Origin of the sequence: Flavobacterium sp. (assembly GCF_046293665.1) — a bacterium.
GTDB lineage: Bacteria > Bacteroidota > Bacteroidia > Flavobacteriales > Flavobacteriaceae > Flavobacterium.
This window is the reverse complement of the sequence record NZ_JBKBOL010000005.1, coordinates 186,998-209,715: the sequence shown is the minus strand read 5'-3', so window position 1 is coordinate 209,715 and position 22,718 is coordinate 186,998. Positions and strand designations below refer to the sequence as shown.

8 protein-coding genes are annotated in these 22,718 nt (G+C 32.6%); 2 read left to right on the top strand and 6 right to left on the bottom strand.

Going from position 1 to position 22,718, the window contains the following annotated elements:
* The 6 genes from ACK4R1_RS09680 to ACK4R1_RS09655 all read right to left on the bottom strand — a co-directional run.
* Positions 1-9,614 (bottom strand): DUF6443 domain-containing protein (locus ACK4R1_RS09680; RefSeq protein ID WP_409686308.1); only part of this gene is annotated, 9,614 nt, incomplete at its 3' end.
* Positions 9,615-9,632: 18 nt separating this feature from the next.
* Positions 9,633-10,364, bottom strand: coding sequence for a hypothetical protein (locus ACK4R1_RS09675; RefSeq protein ID WP_409686306.1), 732 nt, complete (start codon positions 10,362-10,364; stop codon positions 9,633-9,635).
* Between the two features lie 2 nt (positions 10,365-10,366).
* Positions 10,367-11,983, bottom strand: a complete 1,617-nt coding sequence (locus ACK4R1_RS09670) for a hypothetical protein (RefSeq protein ID WP_409686304.1) — start codon at positions 11,981-11,983, stop codon at positions 10,367-10,369.
* A 20-nt stretch (positions 11,984-12,003) separates the two neighbouring features.
* Positions 12,004-17,580: a hypothetical protein gene (locus ACK4R1_RS09665; protein ID WP_409686302.1), complete on the bottom strand. Its 5,577-nt coding sequence runs from the start codon at positions 17,578-17,580 to the stop codon at positions 12,004-12,006.
* 2 nt (positions 17,581-17,582) lie between these two features.
* Complete coding sequence (locus ACK4R1_RS09660; RefSeq protein ID WP_409686300.1) at positions 17,583-18,185, bottom strand: hypothetical protein; 603 nt, start codon at positions 18,183-18,185, stop codon at positions 17,583-17,585.
* Complete coding sequence (locus ACK4R1_RS09655; RefSeq protein ID WP_409686298.1) at positions 18,169-18,663, bottom strand: hypothetical protein; 495 nt, start codon at positions 18,661-18,663, stop codon at positions 18,169-18,171. The genes ACK4R1_RS09660 and ACK4R1_RS09655 overlap by 17 nt, the downstream gene beginning before the upstream one ends.
* Positions 18,664-19,096: 433 nt before the next feature.
* Between ACK4R1_RS09655 and ACK4R1_RS09650 the strand changes: the two genes are divergently transcribed.
* Both ACK4R1_RS09650 and ACK4R1_RS09645 read left to right on the top strand, forming a co-directional pair.
* Complete coding sequence (locus ACK4R1_RS09650; RefSeq protein ID WP_409686296.1) at positions 19,097-21,112, top strand: zinc-dependent metalloprotease; 2,016 nt, start codon at positions 19,097-19,099, stop codon at positions 21,110-21,112.
* Between the two features lie 1,106 nt (positions 21,113-22,218).
* Positions 22,219-22,638 carry a DUF6943 family protein gene (locus tag ACK4R1_RS09645; protein WP_409686295.1) on the top strand — a complete coding sequence of 140 codons (420 nt, stop codon included), beginning with the start codon at positions 22,219-22,221 and terminating at the stop codon, positions 22,636-22,638.
* Positions 22,639-22,718: the final 80 nt, after the last annotated feature.

Here is a 22,718-nt window from a genome sequence, read left to right as displayed (position 1 = left end):
ACTAGGCTTCCGAAAGGATAGTAATCATTATAATTAAGAACGTCTGGTAAATACAAAGATAAATAGTCTGTATTTGATGTCGGTAATTGATAGACATAAAAGTCATCCATGGTAAAAATGACCGTTTCTCCTAATTGTCCATTAGTTGTAACTGTGATTCTATAATCTCCTGAGTAAGTCGTAGTAAAATTATGGGCAATAATACCTGATTCAGGCACTAAAGTACTCCAAATTATACTATCATCGGAAGGGTTTCTGACCGCAAATGTAATAGGAGTATTAGAAGGAAAATTATCAGGTCTATTTACTTTCAACTGAAAAGTAATTGGTGCATTACTCTCAAAGGAAAAATCTCGTTTGCAACCCGAATTGTCACCATAAACAAGCACCTCTAATTCTCTTTCACTTGTAATATATGCCTCTGCCATATTAAATCTACTCCATAATGAACTTTCATTAAAGAAATCACTGTGCAATAAATTTACGTCTGTATTTACTATTTTCCTATCGTTTATAACACTTAAAACATTCCCAAGATGGTTAGTTAATTCATAGCGCTTATCTCCTACCAATCTGTAAAAATATTTAGGAGCTTTAAAAAATTCATACTGTTGTAAACCTAAACGACTGCTACCATAAATGTGATGTTCCGATAAATTATACTCTATCTTCTTATCAGGAGCCGAAATCAAACTATAAACTCCCATGACATTTCCTTGAGCATCTCTGGTATAATGCGTTGTGAGTGTACTATTTTCTCCCGATGTTACCTGCTTAGCAACCCTATTCCCTAAACCATCATAAAAAAAGTTAATAAATAATGAACCTGAATTTTTTTCTATACTTTTCACTTTTCCATCCACTCTCCAATCAATTTTATCAATTTTTTCTGCTTCATCCTTTATAAGCTGACCTATTTCATCATAATGATAATTATTATCCAATTGATTATCAATATCATCAGAAAAAGTATTTTCCGAAACATTATCTTTAATAAAAGACAATTGATTTGTTGAGGAAATATAATGATATGAAAAGTCATCCATCTCGGTCGCATAGGCATCTGCTGAGAGAGGTGCAGAACGTTTTAAGGTCTTTAAATTACCATTTCTGTCATAAGTGTAATCACTATGATAGCTATCATCATAGGGAAAAGTGTCATTAACCTGTATTCCACTCTTTGATCGCAAAGAAAATATCCTATTCAACTGATCATATGTGTATAAGTTAATTTGAGTAGGAAGAATTTCTTCTTTAATGCCTCTAACCGATGTAATCATGCGATTAATATTTCCGTTAAATAAGTTACCCCCTTGAGTTGGTGCATTATTCGAAATATAATATCCTTCATTTGAACCTAAATGTCTTGCTTTATAATCACTGTCAAAATAAGTAAGTGAGTATCCATAAGCATCTTTAGAAACATGTTGTCCATCATTCCCCATGTCTTTGTTACTATTGGAAAGATTCTCAGAATTAACCGTTTTAATCCAACCTTGAATAGTATAAGCATAATCTGTTCCTTGCACTTTCTTATCCCCGGTAATAACTCTTGCTAATGGCCCATGGTCATAATATTCATAGGTAGCATCTTTCTCCCAAATCACATTATCTCTTGAAGTCTCAACAGCGGTAATTCTATTATCTGCATCATAATTATATTTATGAATAAATTGATCTTTATCAACTCCTTTCTGATAAATTACTTTGTTAACATTTCCACTAATCAAATCATACTCATAATTCACTCTTTTTACCACTCCTGAAGGATAGGCATCTACATAAAGTATGTCAGGGCTAACCCTTTGTGCCATTTCATCAACATTTCCATGTATATCATAATTATAGAAAATAGCAGTTTCATTCTCAGTCAGTGGTGTTGAAACAATTGTTTTAGCAAAAGTTAAAATCGCCGTAACCCTATTTCTTGTATTTCTTATAGATTGAGCAGTTAGATAACTATTAGGATTAAAAGGTTCATAAGAATCATATAACGTTTTAGTGACTTCTATTTGATTTTTCGAAATATTATGTGGATAATTATCGACAATTGAATCTACGCCAACTAAATCGTTATTATCATCTACTAACCTTCCATCATCATTTATAAAAGTACTGAGTTGATCAGTTAATAATTGACCCGCTTCTACAATTCTTCCTAATTTATCATAACAAGTATAACTAAAATCAAAATTTTTATAATTAACAATTTTTATGTTATTAAGCATAGAACCTGGGTTTTTTATCGCAAAATCTACGATGGTTAATACCCCTGGTTCGGGATCTACTATCTCATGAAGTAATACGCCATTTTGATAGAACCTAACTTTTTCATTTATTCTTTCAATCTTAAATTTATCGCCATTAGCCAAAGTATAGGTTGGCCCATAATTTTCAAGTCCACTTCTCAAAGTAAACTGACCATTATCCATATAGTAGAAGCCATAATATACATTATCATTATCTACTGAATTTGAATAAGATAAACCAAAAATAATTTGTTCTGTCGTACGAATGGGGTGAAGATCGTCGATGATAATAGTATGCTCAGCATATCCGCTTGAACCAACAGTACCCATAGATATACCTCCTGCATACTTCCAATCAAAAGATGATGAACTATTGAAAACAGTATTAAAACCACTAGTCAAATGGGATTGAAGATTCAAAGATGGGTTTATCTCAATTTGAGGATTTCGCTGTTTATCATTTTGTGATGCTACTATTCTCCCTAGTCCATCATAGGCAAATCTTGTTTCTCCTCCATCAGGAGTGGATTGCCAAACTAATTGGTTTAAGGAATTATATCTGTATTTAGTCTTGAAAGTATGGCTTGGTAATAAGCCATTTTCATTATCATTAATCCTAGAATTATCAATTATATCGTTTTGAGCAACATCTAAGTTTAGTCTATCTATACCCTCTGGAGCAACTGTTTGAATTAAATTACCACCTTGATCATAATAATATAAAGTATATTGATATTCTTTATCATCATATGTCATCGTCAAGTTTTCAATAACTTCTCCAAGACCTTCTTCAAGATATGCTTTCTTAAAGGCTAATTTTAAAGCACTTATGTAAGCCGCATAAGCTTCACTATTATAGGTTTCAGCAGCATTAAACAGAAAATCAATACACGGGTTTTCCATAACCACTGTAGCTTCTATTATAGGAATCATTGGCTGAGGGGGGCAAATATCAGGATTATGCTGTAGAAAATAGTTAGCAAATTGACCCCAACTATTTACCTCTATTGTTTCTCCCTCACCATTTAGGACTGTGAATGGTGTAAAATTTGAACCATTCATAGAACCTACATATTGTTGAAATTGTGTAATAACTGTTTCATAATCGTTAAAACCATAGTTCAATACTGTGGCTCCAAATCCTGCTAGGGTCAAATAATAAGGGTCATCTGTAGAATCAATATTTAATGCTAGTAAATAATCTAAATACCCCTCTGTAATAAATTGCAAGTTCAAATTCGCAAATTCTTCTAACGTATATGATGTAAGTGCCAATGCTGGAAAATCATTTTTCTTTTGAAGATAAAGGAAATACATATCACTACTCGAGCATATAATTGGGACTTGCGGAATACAATTACAAGTATAGTCACCAATAGGTGCTACAACAGGACTTAAGGTTGTGTTGATATCGCTACTTCTTAAAAACTCACATATATTTTCACTGAAAGCTCCTAATTCAGGTGAAACTCTTTGCACCTTAATTGGTATGGTAATCTCAAACTGAGTATTATTCTCATAACTTCCTCTGATTAATACTTCATTTGAAGCATCTGTATAAGGATTATTAGCAGGTAAAATCGCCACTTGAGAGATGCTTAAAACATTACTTTCAAACTCAGGCTCTCCCAGAAACATGATATCATAATAAGTTCCACTATTATATGAATTTGGATTACTATCACTATGCCAACGCATTACCATAGGGAAATTATTAACTTTTTTATACCTGAAACTCGCTAAAACAACCGGTTCCTGAATAACTCCACCAGATACACGTGAAAAACAAAAAGGTAAATGAAAACCGGACGGTTGGGCTAAATTGGATACGTCATTTATTGACACAATTCCCGAAAAGCCGTTACTGTTAACAACGGAAGTATCACCAATTATACCATTTATAGCACTCTTCAATCTTGCTTCAAATGCTGCTTTAACACCATTATCATCATTGAAACACATCCCATAATCTGGGTTACTATCACACAAATCACCATAATGATCACCATCAAAATTATTCTGATTATAGTTGGCAGTACCGACACAATTATCACAAGCATCATCAATACTATCGCTGTCAGTATCTGTATTAATTGGTTCACATACAGTATAAGTACAAGCATCCTGTGGATTATCCCTATTATCACATCTATCACAACTGTTTTCGCCAAAAAAACCATCATCTCCCCTACCATCACCATCATAATCCCATTCACCACATGGAGAACAACATTCAAAATATAAAGGTGCTTTACCTCCATAGGCTCCTGAAGCACCTCCTCTAAAAATATCCCCTACAATTTGTACAAAAGTATCTGGCGAGGTTTCTAGCGTAGCATGAAAATTATGCCCGGAGGAAACACCGGGAATAGCAATTGAGGAAAGTGGAAGACCGGTTAGTCCTCCTAAATATACATTATCAATTCCAATAGAAACTAAAGGATGCCCCAACCAGCCATTTGATAAAGTACTATTTGAAGAAATTGTAAACCTCAAAATAGTATTTATATATAATTCGTATGATTGAGACGTACCTCCAAATCCTTTCCATTCAACGGAATCTCCCGGTCTAACACCAAAATAGGAATAAAGATAATTAGAAGTAAAAGGGGCAAAATTAGTAATAAAATAATTGTTATTAACCTGATTAGCAGCTTGTAATCCAACTATCAAATCCTTCAACCCATTAGCAAACAATTCCTTTTTATTACAATCAAATGAATTGCTTGGATCCAGATAAATTGGATTTGTATTACTTCCATCCACTAAATCAGAAGAATTTGATGTACAGGTCAAAATAGCTTTAACCGTTCCTGTTAAAATTATTTCCCTAAAAGGATAAGTCGTATTAGTAACGGCTGGGTCAGTACTTACAATTTTTGCTACCACAGAGAAGTGACTTATCACAAGTCCTGGTACAGAAGTATCATAATGATCAAAAGTTAAATGGTGCATTTCTGTAATTACCCATGTTGATGTAGTGTTATAACCAAAAGCACTCCATCCACTACCAGTATACGAATTTGTTGGCAATGTCAATGTAATAGGGGCTATGGTAACCCCTAGTCCTTGTGCAAAATTTAAACTTAAAGTCTGCCCACTAACACTACCGGAAATGGTTAATTCATTACTGTAATTACCTCCTATAGCTTCAAGTAAGTCTGGTGTAATAAAGTTTACGATTGGGGTTGGGGTCGGACTACTACTACCTTGAAAAACTTGATCCATTCCCGGTCTGCTTGGGGCATTATTTAGGAAAATTTGTAAATCTCTCACCATCGGACAAACTCCTGTATCCAAGTAATTTTGAGTACCGGTAGTATCCATCATATCTTCATAAATCTGTTGAGCTGAACTTGTCGAATCATGAGAACCATCATAAGGAATAAACCTCTTAATATTATCTCTCAATAATAGTCGGTTTTCAGAATGTAAATTTGGAGATGGTTGAATAATCCAACCACCTACTCTATTTTTAGCCTTGGGATAATCATTAATAATAGTTTTAATTTTGTTCAGATTTTGATTTCCGTTATTCCCAATACAATCATTATAAAATCCTTGCCTAGCAGCATATAAATTGATAAAAACATGTTGAATTTTTTGCTTTAAACCAATATAATAAGATACATAGTTCCTCCAAAACAAATCTTGTTGAGTTGGCACCATTGTACTAACAGAATTGATTACATCAGTAAAGTTTGTGATAGAACAAGTAAAACCTGGTGCATTACAAAACGAGACTCTATAAACATAAACAGCAAGTTCATAATTGGTATCATCATAACCTTTTTGTAATTCTGGAGTAGTTGTCGTTACAAAATCACTACCCAAAGAAATGTTAGTTATACTAGTGGTCAGTGGGTCATTATCCTTTTTGAGTGCCTGATACATTATAGCCCTTTTAACCTGAAGCATATCAAGTTTAGAAACAAGTGTATCGGTTTCAACATCTGGATCATTCTCATTGGTAACAGTGTGTACAAAACCATCAAACTCATGAGGAATTTGAAAAAACGGGTCATTATCAAAGAATGCGGTTTTACTACTAAAAAAACCGGCGTCGAAAGCTTCTTGAAAAGTACTTTTACTTCCCAACAACATATCAAAACCATCTGAATTTAAAGTGATTTCATCTTGACTATCACCGGCATCGATACTAAATGCACCAGTGGTAAGCGTCATTTTACAGGTTTTATATTGGTAATCTAAATAATGAAATTCAGGATGGTATTTTACCAATGATTGAGACCAATGATCTCTTGAGTTAATAAGATTAACAAAATCTTCCACATTGGCTAAATACTGCGGTTCAACTTTATAAATACCTGCCTCCGCATCTACTGGAATAGCATGTATATTGGTCTGATTATTTGGACCATAAACAACATTACTCAGTAACGGAGGATTAAAAGTTTCTGTCTCTTCATCTAAAGTTATAATTACATAATCTATTTCTCCTGTTTCAGTAAAATAATGTTTGTAATCATCATTAACTGCGTTAGGATTGAGAGCAGTAATAATTTGATCTGCATCAAAATAATGCGGATGTCTCCAATTTATTTGAGTTTGATTGGTACCCGGTACAATTGAATAGATTCGATTAAATGTAGTGTCATCATTATATACAGTGAGCGGATTATTAGATACAAGATCAGGAATTGAAGTTGAAGTGCTAGCGGAATCACTAACTACATCCCCATTACTATCAATATCCGATATAAATATACCATACTGTCCGCTTGGAAGCATATCAGATCTCAAAACTTCAAGATTATTTTCACACGATATAGAACTTGAAATTACTCCTTGATTAGTAGTGCCATTATTACATGGTTCATTACAGCCAATGATATATAAATCCCACTCTCTTTCATATCTGGCAATTAACATTTCTCTGAGTGTCGAATATTCTAAAGATAATACATCTTCAATTTGCAATAAATCAAAATTGGTAGACAACATTTGTTGTACATAGGCATTTTTACCTGTATAAGGTGTTTCCCCAACTACAAATTGTAAATTATTGAAATGATTTTCACAATCAGCACAACTGTAGAAACAACCTGTCGAGTCAATAACAGGATCTTGAGGACCTAAAATACAACCGGCAAGAATACCTCTTCTGATGTAATCATTAGCAAATAATTCCAGTGCAATTTGATCTATATCAAGCTTCTTGGATATACCATATGCTCTAATGGACTGATTGTTGACAGTAAAAGTTATCGCCGGGGAGCCGGGACTATCAAAAATACTATTTTGATTGGCACTAACTAATTCAATCCCCGGATCAAATGCAGGAGTATTAGGATCATCGGGAATTGTGTCATAATCACCTATAATTATTGTAGATTCATCCTGTAAAGTTGCTTCGACATCAGGAACAATTGTAATATCATTACCTGTTATATTGAAAGTATTATATGGATTTTTCAAAACCCCACAATCATCAGTAACATCTAATTTGAGTTTATAAATAAAAGGATAGTTGTAAGTTTCATTTCCACAATTGATAGAAAAAGCATCCGGTTTATTCATTTTATAGTAAAAATCATAACCTCCAGAGGTAATAAATACCTTTTGAGCCTCGTATTTCAAACCATCAAAATAATTACTCCAATAGCTACTTGAAAGATATTTAGTGTTATTATCTAGAGATGTGTCAGTATCATCTACTGAAAGCTTATTCAACAAATCCGTAGTTACTCTAGTATGAAGAGATGAATTTCCTTCATCTTCTAGCGGTGATAAATTTGTTGGCGTTCCACTGCTCAAACCTGTTGCAATGGTTCTCCCTTGTGGGTCAAGATAACTAACACTCGCTTGACCATTAGGATCAACTACAATATTCTTTTTATAATGAGAAACAAAACCAACACTGTAACCAAATAATCGGTTAAGTTCTTCCTGAGTGGGCACCGAATAAAAATATTTCATTTCATGGTTACTGCCTAATTGATGGTCAGGTCCTAAACCTCCTTTTTTCTTAACCCTACCTGTATTATCTAATTCGTATTCAGTTTGCGAAAATGGATATCTATGCGCAACAGGAACAAAATCTTGATAACTATTTTCAACACTATTATTAGAAGAATAATATTTACTCGCCCCAGAAATCTTAGACATGCCGTCTGCAACAATATTACAATTTTGACTAATAGAATCCAGATCCTGATAAGAATAAACTTTTTCATCTGTATTTCTATTAAAATCTGGATAATATTCAATTTTTGTTCCTTCAGTAGGTACGGGTAATACTTCAACCGCCGGTCTACCCTCTTCATCATAAACCACCTCGCCCACAATAACTTTATCATTTGTATTTATTCTGGTTACAGTTTGCCTATTTCTTAGCGACCCATCAAAATAAGAAACAACCTCTTTTTTCTTACCGTTTTCTGCATAGGAAGATTGAAACTGCCAGTTTATGTTATTATGATTGGTTACCTCAATGAAATCACCCCAATCTGATACTGTCTGCACAGTGGGCGCATCCATACTCCAAAGCCCTTCATACTTTTTAGAAGTGTCTGCAAGAAATCTACCAATTGGTCTAACTCTATAAACTATGTATCCCTTATCATAAACTAATGGAATGGAATAAGTAATATTTGCTGTTTGAATCCTAGTGTTATTCAATTCAAATTCTCTTCGAGATAATGCAATTTGATGAGGTTGTAAAACACTTGATAAAGTTAATCCAAAATTATCTACCCAAGTCCATTCTAACTCATAGGCTTCCGCCTCAGGAATATTCTGCCATGAAATATTTAAGGTATTGTTTGTTGAATTTAATAATGCATAAGGTTGTAATACTGGTATACTTGTAGCGGATAAATCATAATACCTTTCTGTTTCAAATGAAACAATCATATGAACATTATCTGGCACTGAATTTTCATTGGTATTAGTGTCTTTGTTTAAAACAGTAAAACTAATGACTTCAACAATAGCACCTCTTAATCCTTGAACCACTAGATGCTTATTTAAATCAACAAAATTTCCAAAATTTCCATAATGATTGTTTTGCACCATCAGCCCAATATCATATGTTGATGAAGGATTACCATTGTCTAAAATTGGTGTAATTCTCAATTTCAACTCGCATTCATACCAATAATAAGGAGCTTCAAAATCATCTATTTTTATTTCAATGAATGTCCTTTTACTAACAGAATTAGTATTTGTCATTGCAATTTCTGGATCGAATATAGATATAACTGAACCGGTTTGAATCTGAGAACCACTAATCTGTTGTTCCCATTTTTTTTCTTTAGCTTCAAGAATAGAAAAATTTAAAAATAAAATAGTAAAAAATACTATCTTCCAGATTCCTAGAATATTGATTGCAGCTTTTGGCATAATCGTCTGAATATTAAGTTAATCAATTACTTTGTAAGTGTTATATTTTTTTGACGGATAATATTTTCCGTTTTTTAACAGTATATAACTATCTATGTTAAAAACATTTTCATTATCAATTACCGTTTTAAGATTATCAAACTCTATTTCAAGTCTTGGGTAATCAATTTTCATTTTACCATCACTATCTTTATACTCTACAGCGCTAATTATATATAAGATTTGTTTACTCACATTGTAGTTAGCTTTATTGATATAAATTACAACCTTAGAATAGGGTACAAAGGAAAAAGCAGCAGTTGTCAAAGTACAAATCCATTCTTTCTCAGTCTCAGTAAGTTTAAATCCGTTATAATAACTGCAATACTTCTCTAAATCATAAACTTTTAAATCTTTATCAAGCTCATTTTTTGAGAACTGAATCAATTTGGATTCATTATCGATTTTTAAACTCAAATCGGACGAAATAATAAATTCTGTTTGATTAATTTTAGCATAAGTGCGATCATTATTGCATGCAAATAACCCTTTAAAACTATCCTTTACTTGCTTAGAACTTTTGGTTGCATATATTTTGTAAGTTGTATTAAGCTGAAATTTATTTTTACCTTGATAGTAACTATTACTTTTCTTTAAAATATTAACCACAGCTTTCTTATCATCTGAATTTGAAATACAAACATTTTCAAATGATATACCAGAGAAAAGCAGTACACTCAGAAAAAAATAAGTCTTAAAATATATACCCATGATTAATCTCTTTTAATGGTACTTGACCGTGTCTCTTGAATGGTAAAAACACCCTTCTCTGTTTCTTTTTTAACTCTTACTAACCCGCCTTCTTTATCATATTCATAAAAGGTTGCATAATTATTTTCATCTAACTCAGCCATCAACTTTTGAGTTTCCTGATCATAAACAAACGATTTGAGGTTTCCATTAAATGGATGAACCCTGATATCGTCAAAAAAAACACTCAACCCATCATAATTATTAACTAAATCAAAACTCATATCTTCAGCATTGGTAGGAGTAACAAATTCTCCCAAGATTCTTTGCCACCCATCTATAATTTCACCACTGGTATGAAAAGTCAATGGACTACCTATAGCACTACCGCTTAGATCTAAAAACTTTAATACTATATAAGCTTCGTTATAGTTCATAACACCATTAACTTTTACATAATCATCCTCGCTATCTTCCATAACGTTAACCCAGGCTGATATCACATACTTTTTATCATTTTCCAAATTAAAAGAACTGCAATCATCACACTCCGAAGTATTTTCACAATTATAAACTGTAAAATAATATCTCATCTCTAATTCACAATCTTGAAAATTTGGATTAGTAACAGTATAAATGATAACGTAATCTCCGGGAATTGTAAAAGTATAATCATTATCACCTTGCTGTAAAACTTCCATAACACCATTCGCTATGCCTTTGACAAGCCAAGTTATAACACTATCAGGATTTTGATTGTTAACACCAAAATTTGGCTCAAGCAAAGTATAATTATAATTCGTACATATTTTATCATCAAAATCAATGAAAACATCTTGATAAACATAGCAATCGGAGGTAATATAAGCATAGGCCTCACCATGATTTAAATTATACAAACCACTCTCAGGATCAGAAACCATGAATGACAAAGTAAGTACCGGATTTCTGCACATATCAACATAATGAGCAAAATTAACGTCATAAGTTCTTTGATAAAAATAGTAGTCATTCGGCAATTCAAGATCATACTCTAACAAAGGACTGTATGGATTAACTACTAAACTTTCTATTTCAGCTGGTAAGTCAGCTATAGTACCGTCATCATATTCAACTTTCGCAGCTATTCTGAAATATTGTGGATTGATGTAATCGCCATCTTCATTCTCTACAAATTTCAAAACTACTCTGCATGCTGTTTGAATATGAGAATTTTGTAATGTCAAATTAACTTTTCTTACCGCTTCTTCACTCCCTAAATTAGGAGCTAAGTGCCCTCCTAATCTCATAAAGTATACATTATCCAAACTGGGCATAGTATACCCAATAGCAGAAAGTTCATTTTGAACCCCACTAGAGGTTAAAATTTGAATCCTGTTGGAACTTGATCCGGATTCGGAAATATGATTAATTGCCGTTGAACCTAATTGATAATTCGCAGTATTCCCTTCAGATAACAATTGTGTTTGACTGTAGTTATTATTGTCCCAAAATAAGGCCCATCTATCAGTATTTTCAACGTAATTTAAATTATAACAATCAACTACCACTGGTATTACATTAGTTTGCCCAACTATATTAAAACTAATAAAAAATAAAATCAGCAAACTCAGTTTATTTTTAATATTCATATTTTCCATAATTAAAAATTAACGCCAAATTAATTGTTCGTATTACTACTTGAATCTTCACAACCATTCATTTTCCTCGAAAACCGAACGCTGCTTTGTGGTCTAATAACAATTGAGTTTTTGCCGGTGTGAGATTTTTTATTAGTCACTCTTGCATCTTGGTTTACAAGATTAGAAAAGCCAAAATGAGGTCGTAAAGTTGTCGGTGTTAAAAAGTTTAAAAGGGAATAATCTTCAAAACCGTCAAATCCAATTTCTTTATATTTAGCATTAGAGCCTACAGCAACAGGTAATTTATATTTATATCCATACTGTGCTGCTGAATATCTTTTTAAAGCATCCCTGTTTTCTAATTCAACACCATATGGATTATATTTAGTGACTGCGCTAGCAAATGTCCAATTCAAACTATCTATTTCCCATGTAGTTGCAACATCATTCAACTTATAAAAAGGATTGAATTTAACATAATAACCAGACTTTCTGATATTGGAATTATTAGTTGCGTTTCTACTGGTCAAGTAGGCATATGATTTAACCGGTCTCCACTCCCCTTTAATATTATATAAATAAGGATTAACATTAGTCTGATTAGGTTCTGGTAATCCATTTTCACATTGAGATTCCCAAATTTCTTTATATTCAATAGCTGAAGAATTAATAATTCTCGGATCATTTACATTTGTTTTATCAAAACTGTCCTTTATACTTGTTTTTACTGTTGGTACTGTCGTTGAATAATCTAATAAAGGATTTTTCATCAATGTAATGCTTGCCATCGAAGACATTTGATTGTTTTTATTAGCAGACCTGATAACCCTGAACGATTTTGAAATTTGATAAGGATTCAGACTTATAAAATTTAAGTTATTCACTTTTTGACCGCTGGCTCTAATTAGACTAACACCATTACCGGAACTATCATAACCTGTCACCCAAAATCTGAAATTATTAGACTGATTGAATAAAATTTCATCACCGGGTTTTAAATATTTTTTTATTTGTTGTCCGGTTAACAGACCATAAACCTGAAAATATTTATCCGCTCCTGTATTGGGCATTGGGATATGTTTGAAAACGCCGGTAATATCAATGTTTTCAGAGGCCATTCCCATATTCTCATAATACCAATAAGCAGGAAAATTAAAAGTATAATAATTGTCATCAAACTCATTTATAGTCTCTGTTAACAATACTTGTCCGGTTTCAGCATCCCACGCCAAATTCTTTGTCTTAACAGTTGAACCCAAATCTTTAGCAATTTTTTCAACTAAAATCCCTGTCTTATGAATTACTTTGGTGGTCACTGCTGTCCTTAATATTTGTGTATGTTTAGACCTTTCAGGAATACCCATTCCAATTACTACTGGTATAGGCCCAAGAGGTAATACATCCACGTTAACGTTTTTTCCAAACACGTTCATGTTTGAATAACTTTCTCTAAAATCATTAACAACGTCGTAATGCATTCCAATAGCATGTTCATTAGTGATATCTCCATTCTTTTTAATAGTGGTAAGCTTACTATTCAAAGTGCTTCTGTCGTTCTCTTCAGTGCTATAAATATATTCAACACTTGATATTGCATCACCACCTTTATTAAACACTTCTTGTTTTTTGACTTTACCATTCATATCATTAGTCTCAATGACAAAACCCTGCGTCATAGTGAGATCAACATTCACAGTAACTTTTAAACCTAACATACCTTTTATAATGTTTTGAAAAACTTGATTTTCATTGCTTCTGTATATTTGTGATATCCTATTTACAAGTGGCGTAAAATCTGTTTTAGTTGGAAAATCATAACTTGTATAATGATTTGTTACGACCGTTCCCGACCTTGTCTTTCTATTATTGTCTCCATCGGTTCCATTATCATCATCAGCGGCAGTGATATTCTTAACCGTGACCTTACTGTACGTAACTGTTGGACTTGGAAAAAAGGACTCTCCAAAGGGCTTTTCTTGATAAACGGCAGCTGCCATTTTTTCAGGCTTGTGATAAAATGGTTGTACTAAAGGGTTTTCTTTACAAACATTAGGTTCATAAGTCGCAACACCACTCGATGTTCCGTCTTCTAAACTATAGTTGTATTCTTGACCATATTTCTTCTTATAGCGTTGTATATCATCACTAGAAGGGCTGATACTTAAGATTTCATCCCAAGCATCAAACATTTCAATTTTCTTGATTCTGCAACCACCTCCCATTTTTGATCCAGTAGGCTCTTGTAATCGAATCCATGATTTATTCTTGTCAAATCGTTGAGCTGTATCAAAATTCTGTATCAATCGACCATTAGGACCAATAAAAATCTCAACCATAGCACCCATATTACTTAAAATACTCCATCCTATATCGACAACATTAACAGAGTTCGGACTAAAATCAACATCATAAACTTGATAATGAAGATTACTTCGGCCAAAGAACAGACCGGCTAAAGTTATCGGATTAATTTTATTACTTCCATTCCCAACTTTTCCCTCTCTATTTAAATGCTTCATCGGAACAAATAAGTAATTAACACCACTATGCCTTCTTACCTTAGCCTCTTCATCCATCTCGAAATAACCAGAAACATAGTCCGATTTATCACTAGTCATATTGAGCAAAAAATTAAAATAGATTGGCTTCCCTTCCAACTCACCAATATATTTTTGTCGTATAACATCTTCATTAAAATTGGCATCTTGATCTTCTTCATTAAGTTTAACTACGACAAACTTTGCTTCAGGAACTCCCCCATATAATTTATTCCGTTCTACATCAAAATACTCATATTCATTACTAACCCCTGCAACTTTAAACATTTGAAGAGCTCTTTTATTTTGCACATATTTGTAATCATCACTTTCATAAGCAAGTTTAATTTTTCCTCCCGATGGAAGCTCAATAGAGGTCAGTGACCATGCCGATGACCAAGTATCTTGTTGCTGGTCATTATTTTGATTTACATATGGAAATTCTTGAGGTGATGTCTCGGTAGGATTGGGTGTACTTCCTGTATAAGAATTGTTTTCCATAAAATTACCCCAAACATCATAATTTTTAGGATTATAACGGGGATTAGAGTCATTATTGGGGTCTGTCTGTTCATAATTAAATTTGTAAGCGGCGTATTTACCCATATTTGAAGACTTATAAGTAAAATAAACTTTCTTTAAGGTCAATTTTCCGGCTAAACCATTTGAATTATTATAATTATCCCTATTGTTATCAATTCCTGGGCATAATGAATAATCATACTCAAAATGAGCGGTTTTTATAGGCTTTATAGCGTTTCCGGATAAAGCGGGATCAAAGACAACTCCTGCAGAATTAATCACTTCAGGTTTAGAATATAGTCGAATACTTTTTATTGATTGCATTCTAGGGCAATTATTCAAATCATTTGGAAATCCACCATTCTTATCTTTTACTCCATAACCATCTTTTCTATCTTGAAGATCTATAAAAGCAACATGGGTCTTGGTAACTATCGTTGTTACATATTTTAATTCTTTTTCACCGTATAAATAACTTGCCTTTTGATCTCTGCTATCGGTTTTAAACCCCTCATTGTAGGATGCCTTATACTCACCAAAAGGAACTCTCCATTTATAATTAGGAATAGTTCTGTATGTAAATTTAGTATAGGAACCTAAGTCATCATCTGTAGGCCCATTCCTTGTTAAATCTTCGTAATCAGATGATAATATAGAAGAAACCAAATAAGTATGAGCAAAAGCTGGTGTAGATATTCTATTAAAATAATTATCTATTCCTGAAATATTAGAGGTGGAATTTTGACCATAATAGTAATTAACTAATCCTTTTTGATAATCAATTTGCTGCCCTTCATTAATAGCAAATGTAACCTCGTCCTTAACATTGTTGTACGCAGTAACTCCGTAAATATTTCTATTTCCATTTTCATCTGTTATGATATAACCTGCAGTATGGTGTGGTCTAGCATAAAAATTTGGTGTTATAACCGATTGTAAATTATATCTGGAAATTTCACTTTTTGAAATTTTTTGAGTAATCTGATTTCTTTTCTCCCTTTCATTTCGTTTTATAGGTTGTAATATTGTATTAGACAATTCTAAGCTAGCGGTATTATCACTAACAGTTTTTCTGAAATAATTATTACTTGCTTGTTTATTAACATCTAAACTTAATGTTATAGGACTATAACCGCCTAGCTTGCTTGTAAATAAGTCGTGATATTCCTGATCTGTTCTAGTTTCACCAACATTTTTATAGTAAACACGCTCATAGTTTCTATTATTTCCTGAAACTTTCTCTTTAAAGAATGGAGTCGCTACTGTATTCCAAATTCCTGTGTATGAATTAGAATTAGAGTGTCTTTTACTCGCACCAAAATGTCCTCCTGCTCCACCTTCAATCTCTACCCCCATAGATTTACTACTTGAAATATCATTAACTAATGGATCATAAACAAAGCCAACTTGTCCTCTAAAGGGTCTAACTGTACCCCCTACACCTTGTCCTTGAACAGATAAAATATCATAAGTATAATTAGTGACTGGGAGAACTAAAGTGTTTTTAGTAACCATTGGAAGTTCTTTTTCTCTATTGAAATCCAACAAATCTTCTTTTGAGGCATACTCCGTAAATTCATAACCGTAGGCAGCATCGTTTTTTATTTTGTCCTTTAATGTTTGCACAGAGGCAAAGGCAGAAATACTCCCCTCTATGTGAGCTCCCCATAAATTTGGACCACCAGACATAGAAAATGTAATGTTATTATTTTTAAATGCTAATCTTTTTGAAGGGGTAAATGTATTGTTTACAAAAGAGATACTACCACTACCAGATGAACCAACATTTGCCCCACCACCTTTATTAAAAAACTTAGTAATCCCAACACTTGAAGATAAGTTAAATGATGACAATCCTTGTCTGGAATTATAAGTTATACCTGGAGATAATGTTCCAATAAAATTTAATTTGCCATTTTCTGATGAAGACTTGTGACTTAACGAAACATTCGGTGTAACACTAGCCCCCGTTTCATTTGAACTGGAAAGCTGCATACCCACCGAAACGCTCTCTGAAAGTTTGAATGAAACACCATAAGAGGGCACTGCTGACAATCCATGATAATTATTATATTGAACATTCATTCCTCCACCAACAGAAACAGGAACATTATCAAGAACACCTATAACTTGAGGATTAATATAACCGCTCAAACCTACTGTCAAATTTCTCTTTAAATTATTTTCATTCTTAATCACATCGCCCTTAAAGTCATCTGGTATCCCTCTAACATTTCTGTTAATTTGCCCTACATTTAAATTCCAGCCTAATCCAACCCATGAAGATTCTTGATCCATAGTTACGCCAGAATTATAAGCAAGATTTATAGGATATCCTCCAACATCCATAATCGGTATATTATAATTGAAATCACCGCTGGCCAAATCAACCATATCTGAAGTACCTATTGGTGTAAACGAATTAAATTCAGGTTGCGAAGGACCCTCTGTTAATGCATACAAATTCATGGGTTGTGTAAACTCAAGAAACATCATTATTGACAAATAATAAATAAAAATCTTAGTGGCTTTACTGGTTCTGATTGCTTTGAACATAACTAAAGGTTTAATATTGGTTCTTTAAATCTAAATTTTAGTACTCCTTTCCTGAAGAGATTATCTTCGTAAACTAATTGTATTTTGTCATTAGGGTCAATATTGGAAAAAAACAATAATACTTTATTATCTGGCGATACTTTAAAATTTCTTTCAAATAAAACCCCGGAGCATTCTATAGTATCGTTTTTGGATGTCACAACTAAAAAATCTTTCTGGATAGCAAACGATATATATTCAACCGCTTTTTGATAATCTAAATTGGTATATTCCTTCTTTAATATATCATTCTCCGATTCTTCCTTAAAAACAAACTCAATAATTCTTTCTCTTTTATTCTCTTCATAAATCGAGTCGGTCTGCAATAAATTTGGAGTAGGATTATCTTTTAATAGATAGTATATTATTGGAACTTCTGTTGCGGTAAAATTGATATTATCAACTTTGTATGAATGTGTTTTAGATTTCCAACCTTGATTTTCAAGATTGTAATATCTGAATCTAATTTCAGAGTCATCTGATACGATAGCCTGCTTATCATTCTTACACGATAACAATAACCCAAAAACAATACAGAATAAAAAAAAACTATTGAAAACCTTCATATTTTTTATTAATAAAGTTTAACAATAGCAATGTTACGTCCTTGTTTTTTTTTCCATAAAGCAAACTTCGACCACCATCTGAACTTATGATAAAATCATAATCGTTTAATTCTGCGAACTCTTTACTGTATAATGCCATTCTACCCCAAATCCTTTCCGTATTAGACTGAGTAAAATTACTCTCAAATTCATCAACCTCCTGTTTACTAGCTATTAGACGTTGCATCAGTAATGATTTAGTCCTTTCATCAGGCGCGATTTTCAATAAAAACTGTATAGAATCTAATTGGTCATTTTTGAATTTCAATTCTTTTTCTCCTTTTTCCTTTAACTCTTTCGTCATCTTAAACTCATTAAATAACTTTAAATTATCAACATAAACTACCGAAGTGACAGTTTGTTTGTAATAAAAATATATAAGAAAAGGTAGGGTGATTAGCAATACTAAGGCGCAACCGAAAAAAATCCGTTTTTGCATACTGTTTTATTTTTTTTATAAATCTAATTAATTTATTCCTACAAAAAAAAATATAAATGTAATTTTTTTATTAAAAAATAAATTTCGCAGTAAAACCAAGTAATAGCAGAGTTTGATTAGAAAGATAAATTTTTTCTTTCAATATAATTTCAATTCAATTTGCTGAAATTTAGTAACTATCACCATTAATTTTTAGTTTTCAATAACATTCCTCTCTAACAAAATTAATTAACATTTTTTTTAAGCATTATAAAAAGTCAATGACTTATATTTTTATAAATTGATGATTACCTAAAAAAAACAATATTAGCGCTTACAATAAATGCCATTAAAATTCAACCTTCATATAGCAAAATCTAGTATTTTTTTTATTTAATGAAATATTATACTTTTACACAAAACATAGCTAATCAAACCATTAAAACTAAACTTGATGAAAAAGTTAATACTTTGCTACATAATTCTTTTTTGTGCCGGGATGTATTCCCAAAATAAAATTTCATTTGCAAAAATGAATGCATCTGATATAGATTTATCAAAGAGTTTTAAAAGCTATGAAATAATCAAAATTAGTGAGGATATCAACTCTATTGGTGATGGAGAAAAATTTACTTTGGCTTACGAAAGAGATTATGTTTTTGAACTACAAGAAAGCAGATTGTTTTCTAATGACTATGTAGCTATTATAAAAAAAGAAAACACAGTAGAACATAAAAAGTTAGAGGAGTTAGGTTTTGATGGAAAGTATTTCCTCAATGCTGACCGTTCTTCTACACATCAACTCGCACTTTCTTCATTTGAAAACCAATACAGTTTTTACGTTAAAAGCGCAGGGAATGAATTTTATATAGAACCACTAAATAAGTTTGTTAAGTTCGCTTCTGCTGATGTTTATGTTTACTATCAAGTCGAGGATATTATTAATGAAGACGAGCTTAGTTGCCGTGTTGAAGATAAAAATATTCATGATTTACATCACGAAAGAAACCAATTGATGCAACCTAATGATGGTTGCAAAACTGTAGAGTTGAATTTCTGTGTAGATTATTCATTATATGCAATCTATAATTCTATAAATGCTACCATTAATAGAACCTTTGAAATCCTAAACTTAACACAGTTAAATTATACCATTGCCAATGGACTGGCTTATGATGTAAGTTTTAAATTGAACAGACATTATATACTTACCTGCAACAACTGTAATTATTGGCCTTCAACTAATAACCTTACCACAAATAACAGTAAATTTCTTCTGTTTGAAAATTATAGTCAGATATTTGATATTAAAAGTGACATTAAAGTGTTTTGGCAGGACTCTTACGACCCAACACCACAAGCGTGGGGATATGGAACTCAGAATTCAATGCAAAATTGCAATCCTCAAGATCTTCTAACTAATTCGGGAAATGCTTCATTGAGAGTTATTTTAAACAACACTAATTTTACTCGAGCAGTATTATCACACGAGTTAGGTCATAATTTTGGCTGTCAACACATTTATGAAAGTGGTACTATAATGTATGCTGCTGGTTCTACAAGTAATAATTGGCATCCTGATTCTATTGCAGCCATTAACAATAAACTGACCGTGTCTAATTGTATTAGCGACTGTCAAACGGAATTGTGTTATAATGAAAGAGTTGAAAATCTTGTCATAAGTACAGATGATGATAACATCAATATCAATTGGCTTTCAGAAATTGGAATGGAATATAAACTGCGTTTATACAACTATACCTCCAATACATGGGGTTCTTTTACAACGGTAAGTTATCCTCAGAGCACATTTGCTTTTCCATATAATGATGATAATACAGTATGTAGTAGTAGATACAAAATGGAAATCATCCCCATTTGTTCAAATGTTAACGGATTTTCACAACTAATGGTATTTAACGTACCCGGTATTCCAAACCCGGATCTGTCATTTCAATCAATTACACAAAATCAAGTCCTTTGCAGTGGCAACACCTATACGTTCTCTGTAATTGCTCAATACCCGGGCACCAATCCTGTCTACGAATGGAAAAGAAATAATCAGGTGGTAGGAACGAATTCACCTACTTTCACTACAGCCAGTTTGCAGCATAATGATATTTTAAGTTGTCAGATAACCAGCAATGACACATGTGTGCTACTATCACAAACAGATTCTGTGTCAAAAATGGTAGCAGTTATGCAACAACCTTGCAATCTATCAAACACTGAATTCGAAATAGACAATATCGATTTTTATCCCAATCCGGTAAAAAACAATTTTACAATCAAAGCACAAACTGAAATCAAAAGTGTTAGCATCTTTAATTTGCTTGGTCAAAAACTCCTAGATAAATCAGTTGAAAATACAGAAACAGTTTTAGACTTATCAAACCTTTCAATTTCAACTTACTTTGTTAAAATAGAGTTTGATGGTTTTTCTAAAACAATTAAAGTTATTAAGGAATAAATTTCAAATACAAAATAAAACTTAATATTAAAGCATGCTGAATAAATAAAGATTGTTTAGCTTTCGTTAAGTCCCACCGCTCCTTAAAAAATTACCGTCACAATTATTGAAACAATAATGCGTACACTGCGTGACTTGCGCCGGTAATTTTTTCTCCCAAGCTTCTTTACATAATGTCGCATTATAGTGCTGCGCAACTATAATAACATTATGTAAAAAAGCCGCGCACTCCCCTGGTTTTATAAGGGCCTTCCCGTTTTCAATACAACCTATTTTACAGGACCAAACTCTTCTTTATTAAACACTACTCTGGCACCTATAAAACCTAAAAAGCCAGCAAGAGTATCATTTTTCATTCGCCAGCACCGTCCTATAAATTGCTTCCACCAATAGCCAATGCCACTGTGTCTTTATACTCATTCTTCTATATACTGATCACTGCAAACTGAACACTATTTTAAGGCATCAGCTATTCATAAAAGCAATCACAAACATCATACTCAACAAATAAAAAATGATACCCTTGCCCGCGCTGCTGCTACGTCGCACTCGGTAAGTTAATGCATTGTTTTTTGAAGATGCTTTTCATTTCTAAAACACTTAACTGCTGAACACTAATAACTACTTACTGTACACTATCTCTGCATCCTCAAAAAACAACTCTACGAAAGAGTATAAAATTTCTGTGACTGGTGAAAAGGGATGATATTATTTGTCTTTGTTATTTCACCAGTCACAGAAATTTTATACCCTTTCCCATCACAACCACCTTTCTAACGACTTCCAAAAATCATCTCAGATTACTACTATGGCGAAAAATAAAAAAATAAAAAAAAGACTGCAAAGGTAAGTTCCGGGTATTCAAAAAAGCAAGTTCAAGCCCTGCGGGTTTTGAAAAAAATCTCCACCCCTACCTTTCCACAACACCTTCTGTCTTTAGTATTATATCTCCGTTTCTATTGAACAAATTGGGTAGTATTTTTTTTAAAAAAATTGCTTTTTTGAAACCCTCCACTTCAACGAACGGCTTTCTTTTTTTTCTTTTTTTCTTTTAAAAAATTTTGTGCGCGCAGCGTAGCGGAGCACATCACGTTAAATCCGAAGCCATGCGAAATTACATTATTAAAACCCACAGAAAAGAAACTCAGTACAACAAACCGCACCTATTCATTCTGAACAAAGGATTGAACAGCGGAAAGCCCTCAAAAGAGCCATTTACAAACAGTTTTGTTGTCATTTTCGAAAACGAAGAGGACTGCGAAAATATCTTTTGGATAACCTATAGCCTTTGGCAATCCAAATATTGGCACAGAAACCTTGTCGGTTCTGTAATTCCCTTTTTGAGAATTTCCGATTTCATAAAAGAGTTTTCGGCAAAAGCAAACGAAATGCTAAACGATTTTGAACAACACAAAAAAGATGTTGAAGCACTACGCTTGTTAGAACTAAAAGCAAAACAATTCCATCAAAACATAAACCTTATTAATGATTTGCGGAGAGTCATTCTTCATCGCTATTGTAAATAATAACCATTAATACAAGCTAATATGATACTATTTATTCTCTACCAAACAGACCAATGGAAAAGCAAAGCCTCAAGGGTATT

Coding starts and splice junctions, on each gene's coding strand:
- ACK4R1_RS09650 (WP_409686296.1), top strand. CDS start 19,097: ATGAAAAAGTTAATACTTTGCTACATAATTCTTTTTTGTGCCGGGATG.
- ACK4R1_RS09655 (WP_409686298.1), bottom strand. CDS start 18,663: ATGCAAAAACGGATTTTTTTCGGTTGCGCCTTAGTATTGCTAATCACC.
- ACK4R1_RS09675 (WP_409686306.1), bottom strand. CDS start 10,364: ATGGGTATATATTTTAAGACTTATTTTTTTCTGAGTGTACTGCTTTTC.
- ACK4R1_RS09660 (WP_409686300.1), bottom strand. CDS start 18,185: ATGAAGGTTTTCAATAGTTTTTTTTTATTCTGTATTGTTTTTGGGTTA.
- ACK4R1_RS09665 (WP_409686302.1), bottom strand. CDS start 17,580: ATGTTCAAAGCAATCAGAACCAGTAAAGCCACTAAGATTTTTATTTAT.
- ACK4R1_RS09670 (WP_409686304.1), bottom strand. CDS start 11,983: ATGGAAAATATGAATATTAAAAATAAACTGAGTTTGCTGATTTTATTT.
- ACK4R1_RS09645 (WP_409686295.1), top strand. CDS start 22,219: ATGCGAAATTACATTATTAAAACCCACAGAAAAGAAACTCAGTACAAC.